This window comes from Mycolicibacterium neoaurum ATCC 25795, from assembly GCF_000691525.1.
In the GTDB taxonomy this organism is placed as follows: domain Bacteria; phylum Actinomycetota; class Actinomycetes; order Mycobacteriales; family Mycobacteriaceae; genus Mycobacterium; species Mycobacterium neoaurum.
This window is the reverse complement of record NZ_JMDW01000016.1, coordinates 92,095-104,244: the sequence shown is the minus strand read 5'-3', so window position 1 is coordinate 104,244 and position 12,150 is coordinate 92,095. Positions and strand designations below refer to the sequence as shown.

13 protein-coding genes are annotated in these 12,150 nt (G+C 66.6%); 10 read left to right on the top strand and 3 right to left on the bottom strand.

Annotation, left to right across the window (positions count from 1 at the left end; all coding sequences use genetic code 11):
• Window positions 1-38 precede the first annotated feature (38 nt).
• The 6 genes from IC40_RS0122110 to IC40_RS0122085 all read left to right on the top strand — a co-directional run bounded on the left by IC40_RS0122110 (window position 39) and on the right by IC40_RS0122085 (window position 4,546).
• Window positions 39-698, top strand: a complete 660-nt coding sequence (locus tag IC40_RS0122110; protein ID WP_030136854.1) for a 5-oxoprolinase subunit B family protein — start codon at window positions 39-41, stop codon at window positions 696-698.
• Window positions 695-1,579, top strand: coding sequence for a 5-oxoprolinase/urea amidolyase family protein (locus IC40_RS0122105; protein WP_030136853.1), 885 nt, complete (start codon window positions 695-697; stop codon window positions 1,577-1,579). The genes IC40_RS0122110 and IC40_RS0122105 overlap by 4 nt, the downstream gene beginning before the upstream one ends.
• 16 nt (window positions 1,580-1,595) lie before the next feature.
• Complete coding sequence (locus tag IC40_RS0122100) at window positions 1,596-2,180, top strand: GNAT family N-acetyltransferase (RefSeq protein WP_042509515.1); 585 nt, start codon at window positions 1,596-1,598, stop codon at window positions 2,178-2,180.
• A 203-nt stretch (window positions 2,181-2,383) separates the two neighbouring features.
• A complete protein-coding gene (locus tag IC40_RS0122095; protein ID WP_030136851.1) occupies window positions 2,384-3,532 on the top strand; it encodes a uroporphyrinogen-III synthase in 1,149 nt (382 codons plus the stop codon).
• Window positions 3,529-4,239: a sirohydrochlorin chelatase gene (locus tag IC40_RS0122090; RefSeq protein ID WP_030136850.1), complete on the top strand. Its 711-nt coding sequence runs from the start codon at window positions 3,529-3,531 to the stop codon at window positions 4,237-4,239. Before IC40_RS0122095 ends, IC40_RS0122090 begins: the two co-directional genes overlap by 4 nt.
• 46 nt (window positions 4,240-4,285) lie before the next feature.
• Complete coding sequence (locus tag IC40_RS0122085; RefSeq protein WP_051644414.1) at window positions 4,286-4,546, top strand: helix-turn-helix domain-containing protein; 261 nt, start codon at window positions 4,286-4,288, stop codon at window positions 4,544-4,546.
• On the opposite strand, the gene nirD is transcribed toward IC40_RS0122085, so the two are convergent.
• Together nirD and nirB are read right to left on the bottom strand one after the other, a co-directional pair.
• Window positions 4,512-4,883, bottom strand: a complete 372-nt coding sequence (gene nirD, locus IC40_RS0122080) for a nitrite reductase small subunit NirD (RefSeq protein WP_030136848.1) — start codon at window positions 4,881-4,883, stop codon at window positions 4,512-4,514. The genes IC40_RS0122085 and nirD overlap by 35 nt on opposite strands.
• Window positions 4,880-7,447: a nitrite reductase large subunit NirB gene (nirB, locus tag IC40_RS0122075; RefSeq protein ID WP_030136847.1), complete on the bottom strand. Its 2,568-nt coding sequence runs from the start codon at window positions 7,445-7,447 to the stop codon at window positions 4,880-4,882. Before nirB ends, nirD begins: the two co-directional genes overlap by 4 nt.
• Before the next feature lie 219 nt (window positions 7,448-7,666).
• Between nirB and IC40_RS0122070 the strand changes: the two genes are divergently transcribed.
• Window positions 7,667-8,083, top strand: coding sequence for an Hsp20/alpha crystallin family protein (locus IC40_RS0122070; RefSeq protein WP_030136846.1), 417 nt, complete (start codon window positions 7,667-7,669; stop codon window positions 8,081-8,083).
• A gap of 67 nt (window positions 8,084-8,150) precedes the next feature.
• On the opposite strand, the gene IC40_RS0122065 is transcribed toward IC40_RS0122070, so the two are convergent.
• Window positions 8,151-8,909: an isocitrate lyase/PEP mutase family protein gene (locus tag IC40_RS0122065; RefSeq protein ID WP_030136845.1), complete on the bottom strand. Its 759-nt coding sequence runs from the start codon at window positions 8,907-8,909 to the stop codon at window positions 8,151-8,153.
• Between the two features lie 114 nt (window positions 8,910-9,023).
• Between IC40_RS0122065 and IC40_RS0122060 the strand changes: the two genes are divergently transcribed.
• From IC40_RS0122060 to IC40_RS0122050, 3 genes are read left to right on the top strand one after another with little or no spacing between them, the layout of a single operon-like run.
• Window positions 9,024-9,317 (top strand): Rv0250c family protein, encoded by a 294-nt coding sequence (locus IC40_RS0122060; RefSeq protein WP_019511717.1) that lies wholly within the window; start codon window positions 9,024-9,026, stop codon window positions 9,315-9,317.
• Between the two features lie 46 nt (window positions 9,318-9,363).
• Complete coding sequence (locus tag IC40_RS0122055; protein WP_030136844.1) at window positions 9,364-10,185, top strand: succinate dehydrogenase subunit SdhC; 822 nt, start codon at window positions 9,364-9,366, stop codon at window positions 10,183-10,185.
• Window positions 10,186-10,216: 31 nt separating this feature from the next.
• Window positions 10,217-12,148 (top strand): fumarate reductase/succinate dehydrogenase flavoprotein subunit, encoded by a 1,932-nt coding sequence (locus tag IC40_RS0122050; RefSeq protein WP_030136843.1) that lies wholly within the window; start codon window positions 10,217-10,219, stop codon window positions 12,146-12,148.
• The last annotated feature ends 2 nt before the right edge of the window (window positions 12,149-12,150 follow it).

Genomic DNA, 12,150 nt, shown 5'->3' with positions numbered 1-12,150 from the left:
ACGTCGAACGCCACGTTACCCGGCGGTAGCTTCGGTAGATGACGCTGACAACGGATGTCCACGTGCCCGGTGATCTGGGCACCGTTCGCGATTACGGTGATCAGGCGCTGCTGCTCGAGTTCGACGGCACCGCGGCGGTATTGGCCTGGACCGACACTCTGAAGAGCGCCGGGCTGCCCGGCGTCCTCGACATCGTGCCCGCCTCCCGGACGATCCTGGTGAAGTTGGCGGGCCCACGGTATCTGGCCCCCACCCGGCAACGGCTCAAAGCCCTGCGCCTGCAGCGTCCCGTCGATGAGTACGGCAAGGCGGCCCAACCCGACGTTGTGATCGGTGTGACCTATGACGGTGCCGACCTGGCCGAGGTCGCCGAGCTGACAGGTCTGAGTACCGCCGAGGTGGTCGCCGCCCACACCGACACCCTCTGGCAGGTCGGATTCGGCGGTTTCGCACCGGGATTCGCCTATCTGATCGGCGGCGACCCCAGATTACGAGTCCCCCGCCGGGCCGAACCACGGACCCGGGTTCCGGCCGGATCAGTCGGTCTGGCAGGCGAATTCAGCGGGGTATACCCTCGCGAGTCGCCCGGTGGCTGGCAGCTGATCGGGCGCACGTCGACGGTCCTGTTCGACGTCACCCGCGACCGGCCCGCCCTGCTCACGCCGGGGATGACCGTCGCGTTCCGGGCGGCATCATGAGCGTCACGCTGGAAGTTCTGCGCACCGGACCGCTTGCCCTGGTGGAGGATCTCGGCAGACCCGGTATGGCGCATATGGGGGTGACCACTTCGGGCGCCGCCGACCGGCGGGCGCACACCCTGGCCAACCGACTGGTCGCCAACCCCGGTGAGCACGCGACCGTCGAGGTCACCTTCGGTGGATTCTCCGCCCGCGTACACGGCGGGGATGTCACCATCGCCGTCACCGGCGCCGATACCGACCCGGCCGTCAACGGAGTTCCCTTCGGCACCAACAGCATCCACTACGCGCGCGACGGTGAGGTGATCTCATTGGGAGCACCGCACTCCGGACTGCGAAGCTACCTGGCGGTACGCGGCGGGATCGACGTGGCCCCGGTGCTCGGTTCACGCAGCTATGACGTGATGTCGGCGATCGGCCCGGCACCACTGCGCGTCGGTGACATGCTGCCGATCGGGGAACACAGCACCGACTTCCCCGAGCTCGACCAGGCGCCCGTGGGGTCCATCTCACCGGAGATCGTGGACCTCCAGGTCGTTCCGGGCCCGCGTGACGACTGGTTCGTCGATCCCGACATCCTGGTCCGCACCAACTGGCTGGTGACCAACCGCAGCGACCGGGTCGGCATGCGACTGGTCGGGATGCCGCTGGAGCACCGCCGACCCGATCGGCAGCTGCCCAGCGAGGGCGCCACCCGCGGGGCGATCCAGATACCGCCCAACGGTTTTCCGGTCATTCTCGGCCCCGACCATCCGGTGACCGGTGGCTACCCGGTGATCGGCGTGGTCACCGACGAGGACATCGACAAACTGGGCCAGGTGCGCCCCGGACAGACGGTCCGGCTGCACTGGTCGCGGCCGCGCCTCCCGCACGACATTTGATGGTAGAAACGGCTGTGTGCGCAGTCACACACCGGGACCGACCGCGGTCCGCGACGTCCACACCGCGCGGCTGATCCACACCGCCGACCTGGACGCCGAAACCCGCACGGACGCCCGCCGCATGGTCGTCGAGGCCTTCGCCGATGACACCGAGGACACCTTCGACGATTCGGACTGGGAGCACGCGCTCGGCGGCATGCACGCTCTGATCTTTCACCGTGGCGCGATCATCGCCCATGGAGCCGTCGTCCAACGCCGGCTGCTGTACCGCGATATGCCGCTACGGTGCGGCTACGTCGAGGCCGTTGCGGTCCGCGCGGACTGGCGTAGGCAGGGCCTGGGCACCGCCATCATGGATGCGTTGGAACAGGTGTTGCGCGGGGCCTACCAGCTGGGTGCGCTCGGCGCCTCGGAAGCCGGGATGCAGCTGTATCTGCCGCGCGGCTGGCAGCAGTGGCAGGGGCCCACCTCGGTGCTGGCGCCGAGCGGCACCACCCGCACCCCGGACGACGATGGTGGTGTGTACGTCCTTCCCGTCACTGTCGAAGTGGACACCAGCGCGGAGCTGAGCTGTGATTGGCGCGCAGGCGACGTCTGGTAATGCCTGGTCAGGACCTCACCGCCGGGTGGTTGCCGCGGTGAGCGGAAGTTCACGGCCGGGTTATCGACAGCAGCGCCCCCGCAACAAAGCGCTCATAGCCTCGGATCGATGTTGCCCGCAGCCACCGCAGCACGGCCTGCGGCGACACCCGCGCGCAATCGCGGAGTAACAGCCCCGAAACACCGACTGAATACACAGGTGACATGACTGGACCTGACTGGGCGCCGCTCACCGGGTTCCGGGTGGCGGTGACCTCGGCGCGACGCAGTGAAGAGCTGGCCGCCCTGCTCACCCGGCGCGGTGCCGACGTGACCAGTGCCGCAGCCATCACGATGGTGCCGCTACCCGATGACGACGAGCTACGGGCCAATACGGAGGCGCTGATCGCGTCCCCGCCCGATATCGTGATCGCGACCACCGGGATCGGGTTCCGCGGCTGGATCGCGGCCGCTGACGGCTGGGGCCTTGCCCATGATCTGACCGCCGCGCTCGGCAACGCCAGGATCGTCTCGAGGGGACCGAAGGCCACCGGCGCACTGCGCGCCGCCGGTCTGCCAGAGGAATGGTCCCCGGAGTCCGAGTCCTCCCGTGAGCTGCTGCACTACCTGTTGGAGGGCGGCATCGTCGGCATGCGCATCGCCGTGCAGTTGCACGGCACCAACGACGACTGGGACCCCTTCCCCGAGTTCCTCGACGAATTGCGCGCCGCCGGTGCCGACGTCGTGCCCATCCGGGTGTATCGATGGAACCCGGCACCGCGCAACGGTCCCTTCGATCAATTGGTGCTGAGCATTGCCGACCAGCGTTTCGACGCCGTCAGCTTCACCTCCGCCCCGGCGGTCGCTGCCCTGCTCTTGCGCGCGACCGACCTCGGCGTGGAATCGGCGGTGCTGGACGCCCTGCGCACCAACGTGCACGCGATGTGCGTCGGCCCGATCACCGCCCGTCCGCTGGTCCGCCTCGGGGTGCCCACCTCCGCTCCGGAACGGATGCGGCTGGGCGCCCTGGCCCGCCACATCACCGACGAGTTGCCGCTATTGCAGTCACGCCGGATGCGGGTGGCCGGGCATCTGCTGGAGATCCGCGGCACCTGCGTACTGGTCGACGATGTGGTCAAGGAACTACCGCCGGCGGGGATGGCCACCATCCGCGCCCTCGCACATCGGCCGGGCACGGTGGTGTCCCGCCAGGATCTTCTCGATGCGCTACCGGGCAGTGGCACCGACACCCACGCCGTCGAGACCGCAGTGCTGCGGTTACGAAATGCACTGGGTGACAAGAATATCGTGACAACCGTGGTCAAACGGGGCTACCGGCTGGCCGTCGATGAGTACCCGATGGGAGTGTCATGAATCGCGACGTCTCCGCGGTGCTGGTAGCCCACGGCACCCGCAAACCGGGCGGTGTCGACATGATCGGCCAACTGGCCGAACGTGTCTCGGATCTGCTGGATCGCGAGGTCCATGTGGCTTTCGTCGATGTATTGGGGCCGACACCGACGGAGGTCTTGGACAGAGTGCCCGCCGACCGGCCCGCTGTCGTGGTGCCGGCCTTCCTGGCCGGTGGCTACCATGTTCGCGCCGACGTCCCGGCGCACGTCGCGGCCAGCACACACCCGGCCGTGACAGTGACCCCACCCCTGGGCCCGTGTCATGGCACGGTGCGCGTACTCGCCGACCGGTTGCAGGAATCCGGCTGGCGCCCGGGCGATTCGGTGGTCATGGCCGCTGCGGGCACATCGGATCGCAGCGCACAATCCGACCTGCGCCAGACCGCGGCCATGCTGTCGGCGTTGATCGGCGACCGGGTGGAACTGGGCTATGCCGCCACCGGTGCGCCAACGGTGGCCGACGCGGTGCAGGCAGCACGAGCCCGTGGCGGCGAGGGACGGATCGCCGTGGCGTCCTACCTGCTGGCCGACGGGCTGTTCCAGGACCGGCTGCGCAACTCGGGCGCCGACCTGGTTGCCGACCCGCTGGGCATCCACCCGGGGATGGTCCGGCTGATCGCAAGCCGGTTCCGCCGCGCCGCCGCCTTCCGGTTGTCGACCGCCGCCTGACCAGCCGATTCGGGCCCGGCCCATCTGCTGGGCTAGGATCGTGCAAATGGCTTCGGTGGGGCAGAGTGAGCGTTTGCGCGCGCAGTTGGTGAGCGCGCTGCAACAGGAAAATCGGCCCATGACGACGGCCGAGTTGCGAGATTACGTTCTGCGACAGGGTGATTCGGTCGCGGTCATCGAGTCGGTGTATCGCAACCTGACCGTGCTACAGCGCCGCGGTGACGTGGTGCGCCATCCTGGTCCCGGCCGCGACGCCCAGTGGGCGGCCGCGGTCACGCAGCGATCTGCACAAGACCGTCCGGCGTGACCCTGGTCCGGTAGACCGGCAGCGATACCGCCGGATCGTCAAGGCAGACTCCGTCATCCAAGGCGAATGCCTGCTTCTTGATCGGAGTCTGCACGCAGGCCCGCCCGCCCCGATCCCCCACGATGCCGCGCGATATCACGGCCGCACCGGAGAACGGGTCGATGTTGCCCACCGCATGCAGCGAGCCGTCGTCGAGCCGGAACAGGGCCGCCTGCAGACCGCCGGGCAGTAACACCCCGACGCCCCGATTGGGCAGTAACCGGTCCAGCGGGCATGCTGTTGTCCAGACCGTATTCGAGTTGGCTGCAAGGTCTTTACGATCATCAGTGATGGTCATTTCGCATCCTCCTGCGGCGTGAACTTCGGCATACCGATGGCGACCGGTACCTTGCGTCCCGAGGACTCGGTGAACTCGATGGTCGGGTCGGCCACCTCGGGAGCGTTGACGAAGGACACGAAGCGCGAGAGCTTTTCCGGGTCGTCGAGAACGCCTTTCCATTCGCAGGCGTAGCCGGCCACGTGCCGGGCCATCGCCTCCTCGAACTCGGCGGCCAGGCCCAGCGAGTCGTTGCAGACCACGTCGCGGACGTGATCCAGTCCACCGTCGAGCGCCTCCAGCCACGGTGCGGTCCGCTGCAACCGGTCGGCGGTACGGATGTAATACATCAGGAACCGGTCGATGTAGCGGATCAGCGTCTCGTCGTCCAGATCGCCGGCGAGCAACTGGGCATGCCTGGGCGACATCCCACCGTTGCCACATACATAGAGGTTCCAGCCCTGCTCGGTGGCAATGATGCCGACGTCCTTGCTCTGCGCCTCGGCGCATTCGCGGGCACAACCGGATACCGCCATCTTGATCTTGTGCGGTGCGCGCAGACCGCGGTAGCGCTTCTCGATCTCGACAGCCATGTCGACCGAATCCTGTTGCCCGTAGCGGCACCAGGTACTGCCGACACAACTCTTGACGGTGCGCAGCGACTTACCGTAGGCATGCCCGGACTCCATGCCGCCCTCGACCAGACGCCGCCAGATCTCAGGCAGTTGGTCCACCCGGGCACCGAACATGTCGATGCGCTGGCCACCGGTGATCTTCGTGTACAGGTCGAAGTCCCTGGCGATCTCCCCGATCAGGATCAGCTGCTCGGGGGTGATCTCACCGCCGGGTGATCTGGGCACCACCGAGTAGCTGCCGTTCTTCTGGATGTTGGCCAGGAAATGGTCGTTGGAGTCCTGCAGCGAGGCCTGCTCACCGTCGAGCACATGGTCGGAACTGGTCGACGCGAGAATCGAGGCGACCGTGGGTTTGCAGATATCGCAACCCTTTCCGGTGCCATACTTCTCGATCAGCCCGGAGAACGTGCGGATCTCGGTGGCCCGGATGAGTTCGAACATCTCGGCGCGGGAATGGCTGAAGTGCTCACAGAGGGCCTTGGACTGCTCGACACCCTCGGCCTCCAGCAACTGCTTGAGTAGCGGCACGCAGGAACCGCAGGACGTGCCGGCCAGCGTGCACTTCTTCAGACCGGCGACATCGGTGCAGCCGCCACAGATGGCCTCCTTGAGATCGCCCTTGGTCACGTTGTTGCAGGAGCAGATCTGGGCGATATCCGGCAGCGCGCCGACCCCCAGCGCACCCGCACCACCGTCACCTGCGGGCGCGATCAACGACAGCGGGTCACCGGGCAGCTCACTGGCCACCATCGGGCGCAGCACCCCGTAGGAGGAGGCGTCGCCGACCAGGATCCCGCCCAGCAGGGTTCTGGCGTCATCGGAGAGCACCAGCTTGGCGTAGGTCTGTTTCACCGGATCGTTGACGACGACATCGAGGCTGTTGGGTGTGCGGCCCTGCGCGTCACCGAAACTGGCGACGTCCACGCCGAGCAGCTTGAGCTTGGTCGACATATCCGCCTCGCCGAATTCGGCGGCGCCGCCCAGCAACCGGTCGGCGACCACCTCGGCACTCGTGTAACCAGGTCCGACCAGACCGTAGCAGCGGCCCTCGATGGCGGCGACCTCGCCGATGGCGTAGATGTCGGGATCACTTGTCACACAACCACGGTCGGTCATCACACCACCACGCTGGGCGATGTCCAGACCGGCGGCGCGGGCCAGTTCGTCGCGGGGGCGCACGCCGGCGGCGAAGACGACCACACCGGCGTCGATGCTTGTCCCGTCGTTGAGAGTCAGGCGCACGGCATCGTCGTTCTGGGACTTGCGCAGCGGCTTGTTGCGTTGCGCCGGTGCGATGGTCTCGGTGCCGACACCGGTGTGCACCTCGATCCCGAGGCTGCGGATCATCCGATTCAACAGGGCGCCACCGGCCGGATCGAGCTGCGCCGCCATCAGATGCGGCGACATCTCCAGCACATGGGTCTGCAAACCGAAGGCGCGCAGCGCATTGGCAGCCTCCAGCCCGAGCAACCCACCACCGATGACCACCCCGACCGGGGTCTTCGACTTCGCCGCGGCGAGCGAGCCGGCGCGGATGGCATCCAGATCGTCCAGGGTGCGGTAGACGTGACAGTGCGGCAGGTCATGCCCCGGCACCGGGGGGACGAAGGCATACGAACCGGTGGCCAGCACCAGCGCGTCATAGCTCAGGCACTGCCCGTCGACGGTGGTCACCGTCTTGGCTTCCCGGTCGATGGCCTTGGCAGGCATGGCGAGGCGCAGCGCCACGGCGCCATCACCGGCATAGTCGTTGCCGGGCAGCGCCAGCTGCGCGCGGTCCCAGTGCTCGGTGTAACCGGTCAGACCGACGCGGTCATAGGCCGCATCGGCCTCCTCGGAGAGCACCGTGATCCGCCAGGCGCCCTCGGTGTCGCGGGCCCGCAGGGCCTCGACGAAGCGGTGTCCGACCATGCCGTGTCCGACCACGATCACATGCTTGGCTGCCTTCATACCGGAGACGGTAGAAAGCCGATATTGCCGCAATGTGCCCTCGTGTGAAGTGGCCGTCACGGCTTCCTCACATGTCCGGCGCGGAACGTGTGAGTGCTTCGCTGACGGTGAACGCCCAGTTGGAACTTAAGCGTCACCGACTCAAGTTCTCTATTCAGAGGACCGGCACAGGGCTGGTCACACCGACACCATCAGCACGAGGAACAGGAGACGATCCCGATGAGCAGCACCCCCGTACGTACCCGTCCCGCGTCGCCGGTCGATATCTGGCTGCGCGATTTCTTCGGCAACCCCGCGCCGGTCTCGGCGGACTTCCATCCGGCCGCCGAGGTGGTTCGTGACGGTGACGACGCGGTCGTCCGTCTCGAGCTGCCCGGCGTCGATGTGAACCAGGATGTGCACGTCGAGCTGGACCGTGGGCAACTGGTGATCCACGGCGAGCGCCGCGACGAGCATTCCGAGGGCCGCACGCTCTCCGAGGTCCGCTACGGCGCGTTCCGGCGGTCGTTCAAGGTACCCGCGCAGGTCACCGGGGAGGCCGTCACCGCGTCCTACGAGGCCGGGGTGCTGACAGTCCGGGTGGCCGGCGTGTACGCCGGTACCGAGCCCCAGCGCATCGCCATCACCACCAAGTAGGCAACACGAAACGAGGCCCCGCGACATGTCGCGGGGCCTCGCCGTGTTCTTTTCGGTTGGGCGGGAACTACTTCCAGGGGTCGACGAGCTCGGTGATGCGGCTCGTCAGCGCACCCTGCAGGAACGGGCCGAAGCTGATCCGGCCCACGCCCAGCGGTCCGAACCGAGCCGGGTCGTCCTGCCCCGGCAGCGCGATCGCGTTGACCGGCAGCGGTAATGCCTCGACGAGGCGGCGATAGGTGTCGTCGTCATGGCGGCCGACGGGATACAGACTGTCCGCCCCTGCCTCGGCGGCCAGCCTCAGCTTGTGCACCGCACGGTCGAACCGGTCGGCCTCGTCGCCGACCTGACGCAGGAACAGATCGGTGCGCGCATTGATGACGACGTGCACGCCGGCGGCGTCAGCGGCCGTGCGCAAATCACCGACCAACGCGGCGTGGTCCTCGTCGGACCGGATGCGCCCACCCTCGGAGTGCACGGTGTCCTCGATGTTGAGTCCGACCGCGCCGGCCGACAGCAGTCCCTCGATCAGACGAGCCGCCGACTCGCCGTAGCCGGATTCGATGTCCACCGAGATCGGGACATCGACCGCGCCGGTGATCTGGGCGACCCGGGTGACCAGATCGTCGTAACTCATCCCCTCGCCATCGGGCTTGCCGACGGAATCGGCGACGGGGTGACTGCCCACGGTCAACGCCGTGAAACCCGCTTCGACCACGGTTTTTGCCGACCAGGCGTCCCATACCGTCGGCAGTATCGCGGGGTCACCGGGGCGGTGCAGCGCCAGCAGCGCGTCAGCCTTCTGCTTGAGGTCGTCGTTCGACATTTACGAGCCTTTCTGCGATGTAGACGTGATCTGTCTCACTCTCAACTGCGTGTTGTGGCTAACATCGAATGCGTACTGTGATCCTTGACACCCTTCAGCCCAAGGAGGTCACCCTTGTCCACCACGACTGAGCTTGCCGAACTGCACGAACTCATCGGCAACCTTCGCCGCTGCGTCACATCGCTGCGCGCCCGATACGGCGACGCCCCTGCGATGCGCCGCATCGTCAACGACGCCGAACGCATGCTCAACGATATCGACCGGTTGGACATCGATGCCGCGGAACTGGAGATGCGTGGAGCCCCAGCGCACCCCCGCGCCGCCGAGAAGATCACCATCCCCGATCACGACTACTCCAGGGACTTCTGGAGCGGTGTCGATGACGAGGGTCTCGGCGGCAGCCGCTAGACCGCAGGGGTGAAGAGCCCCGACACAACAGAAGAAGAGGGAATCAGTGAGCGCACCGACCTCGAATCCTCAAGGTACCGGCGTCTTCTCACCAACCAGAGCGAAGATCAAGGAGCGCACACTACGCACTGATGCGTGGTGGAAGTCTCCGCTGATCACCGATCTCGGTTTCGCCGCGTTCGTGATTTACGCGACGGTGCGGGCGTTCATGCAGAACAACTACTACGTCGCCGAGTACGGATACCTGACCCCGTTCTATTCACCGTGCGTCAGTACCGGATGCGTGCCCGAGGCCAGCCACTTCGGCCAGTTCCTCCCGGATGTCTGGTGGTTGCCCTACGCGGCGGTGTCGTTACCGTTCCTGCTGCTGTTCCGGCTGACCTGCTACTACTACCGTGGCGCCTACTACCGTTCGGTGTGGCAGTCCCCCACCGCGTGCGCCGTCGCCGAACCGCACGCCAAGTACACCGGTGAGACGCGGTTCCCGCTGATCATCCAGAACACACACCGGTACTTCTTCTACCTCGCAGTGCTGATCTCGGTGATCAACACCTATGACGCGATCATCGCCTTCCACAAGCCCGGCGGCGGATTCGGTTTCGGTCTGGGCAACCTCATCCTCGTCATCAACGTACTGCTGCTGTGGACCTACACGGTGTCCTGCCACTCCTGCCGGCACGTCGCGGGCGGACGGCTCAAGCACTTCTCCAAGCATCCCGTCCGGTACTGGATGTGGACGCAGATCAGCAAGCTAAACACCCGGCACAAGCTGTACGCGTGGATCACCCTTGGCACCCTGATGTTCACCGACTTCTATGTCATGTCTCTGGCCGCGGGCTGGTTCCCCGACCTGAGATTCGTTGGCTGACAGCTCAATTACGGATTAGTGAGGATTTTCAATGGGTGACCTGGAACGGCACACCTACGACGTGGTCGTGATCGGTGCCGGCGGGGCGGGACTACGCGCGGTGATCGAGGCCCGCGAACGCGGCCTGCGCGTGGCGGTGGTGACGAAATCGCTGTTCGGCAAGGCGCACACCGTGATGGCCGAGGGCGGTTGCGCCGCGGCGATGCGCAACGTCAACACCAAGGATTCCTGGCAGGTGCACTTCGGTGACACCATGCGCGGCGGCAAGTTCCTCAACAACTGGCGGATGGCCGAACTGCATGCCCAGGAGGCCCCTGACCGGGTCTGGGAGCTGGAAACCTATGGGGCGCTGTTCGACCGCACCAAAGACGGCAAGATCAGCCAGCGCAACTTCGGCGGCCACACCTATCCCCGCTTGGCGCACGTCGGTGACCGCACCGGCCTGGAGATCATCCGCACCCTGCAGCAGAAGATCGTCTCGTTGCAGCAGGAGGACAAGCGCGAACTCGGTGACTACGACGCCCGCATCCGGGTCTTCCACGAGTGTTCGATCACCGAGATCGTCAAAGACGGCGACCGGGTGGCAGGGGCCTTCGGCTACTACCGCGAGACCGGCAAGTTCGTGCTGTTCGAGGCGCCGGCGATCGTGCTGGCCACCGGTGGGATCGGTAAGAGCTTCAAGGTGTCGTCGAACTCCTGGGAGTACACCGGCGACGGCCACGCCCTCGCGCTGCGCGCCGGGTCCGGCCTGATCAACATGGAGTTCATCCAGTTCCACCCCACCGGGATGGTCTGGCCGCTGTCGGTGAAGGGCATCCTGGTCACCGAGGGTGTGCGCGGCGACGGCGGAGTGTTGAAGAACTCCGAGGGCAAGCGCTTCATGTTCGATTACATCCCCGACGTCTTCAAGGGTCAGTACGCCGAGACCGAAGAGGAAGCCGACCAGTGGCTCAAGGACAACGACTCCGCGCGCCGCACCCCTGACCTGCTCCCCCGCGACGAGGTGGCCCGCGCCATCAACGAAGAGGTGAAGGCGGGGCGCGGTACTCCGCACGGCGGGGTGTATCTGGACATCGCCTCGCGCATGCCGGCCGAGGAGATCAAGCGCCGGTTGCCGTCGATGTACCACCAGTTCATCGAGCTGGCCGAGGTCGACATCACCAAGGACGAGATGGAGGTCGGTCCGACCTGTCACTACGTGATGGGCGGTATCGAGGTCGACCCGGACAGCGGTGGCGCCGCAACGCCGGGCCTGTTCGCCGCCGGGGAGTGCTCGGGCGGCATGCACGGCTCCAACCGCCTCGGCGGCAACTCGCTGTCGGACCTGCTGGTGTTCGGCCGGCGCGCCGGACTCGGTGCGGCCGACTACGTGCGGGCGTTGTCCGCGGACACCCGGCCGAAGGTGTCCGAGGATGCGCTCAACCGGGCGACCGAGCTGGCGCTGGATCCGTTCGAGCCCAAGGCCAACCCGGAGAACCCCTACACCCTGCATGCCGAGCTGCAGGAGTCGATGAACGACCTGGCCGGCATCATCCGCAAGGAGGGTGAGCTCCAGGAGGCACTGACCAAGATCGACGAGTTGAAGAAGCGCTACGCCAACGTCGCCGTCGAGGGTGGCCGCGTCTTCAACCCCGGTTGGCACCTGGCCATCGACCTGCGCAACATGCTGCTGGTCAGCGAGTGTGTCGCAAAGGCCGCACTGCAGCGCACCGAGAGCCGCGGCGGTCACACCCGTGACGACCATCCGCAGATGGACCGCAACTGGCGGAACAAGCTGCTGGTCTGCAAGACGGTCGACGGTGCGGGTGACAAGCCGGGCGACCCGGTGGTCCCCGACGTCGTCGTCACCCCCGAGGAACAACCGGTGATGCGGCCCGACCTGCTGGCCACCTTCGAACTGTCCGAGCTCGAGAAGTACTACACCGATGACCAACTGGCCGAACACCCGGACCGGAAGGGCTGATC

Excerpts from the sequence above, each read along its gene's own strand:
- IC40_RS0122090 (WP_030136850.1), top strand. The coding sequence starts at position 3,529 with ATGAATCGCGACGTCTCCGCGGTGCTGGTAGCCCACGGCACCCGCAAA.
- nirD (WP_030136848.1), bottom strand. The coding sequence starts at position 4,883 with ATGACCATCACTGATGATCGTAAAGACCTTGCAGCCAACTCGAATACG.
- IC40_RS0122110 (WP_030136854.1), top strand. The coding sequence starts at position 39 with ATGACGCTGACAACGGATGTCCACGTGCCCGGTGATCTGGGCACCGTT.
- IC40_RS0122065 (WP_030136845.1), bottom strand. The coding sequence starts at position 8,909 with ATGTCGAACGACGACCTCAAGCAGAAGGCTGACGCGCTGCTGGCGCTG.
- IC40_RS0122085 (WP_051644414.1), top strand. The coding sequence starts at position 4,286 with ATGGCTTCGGTGGGGCAGAGTGAGCGTTTGCGCGCGCAGTTGGTGAGC.
- IC40_RS0122050 (WP_030136843.1), top strand. The coding sequence starts at position 10,217 with ATGGGTGACCTGGAACGGCACACCTACGACGTGGTCGTGATCGGTGCC.
- IC40_RS0122105 (WP_030136853.1), top strand. The coding sequence starts at position 695 with ATGAGCGTCACGCTGGAAGTTCTGCGCACCGGACCGCTTGCCCTGGTG.
- nirB (WP_030136847.1), bottom strand. The coding sequence starts at position 7,447 with ATGAAGGCAGCCAAGCATGTGATCGTGGTCGGACACGGCATGGTCGGA.
- IC40_RS0122095 (WP_030136851.1), top strand. The coding sequence starts at position 2,384 with ATGACTGGACCTGACTGGGCGCCGCTCACCGGGTTCCGGGTGGCGGTG.
- IC40_RS0122070 (WP_030136846.1), top strand. The coding sequence starts at position 7,667 with ATGAGCAGCACCCCCGTACGTACCCGTCCCGCGTCGCCGGTCGATATC.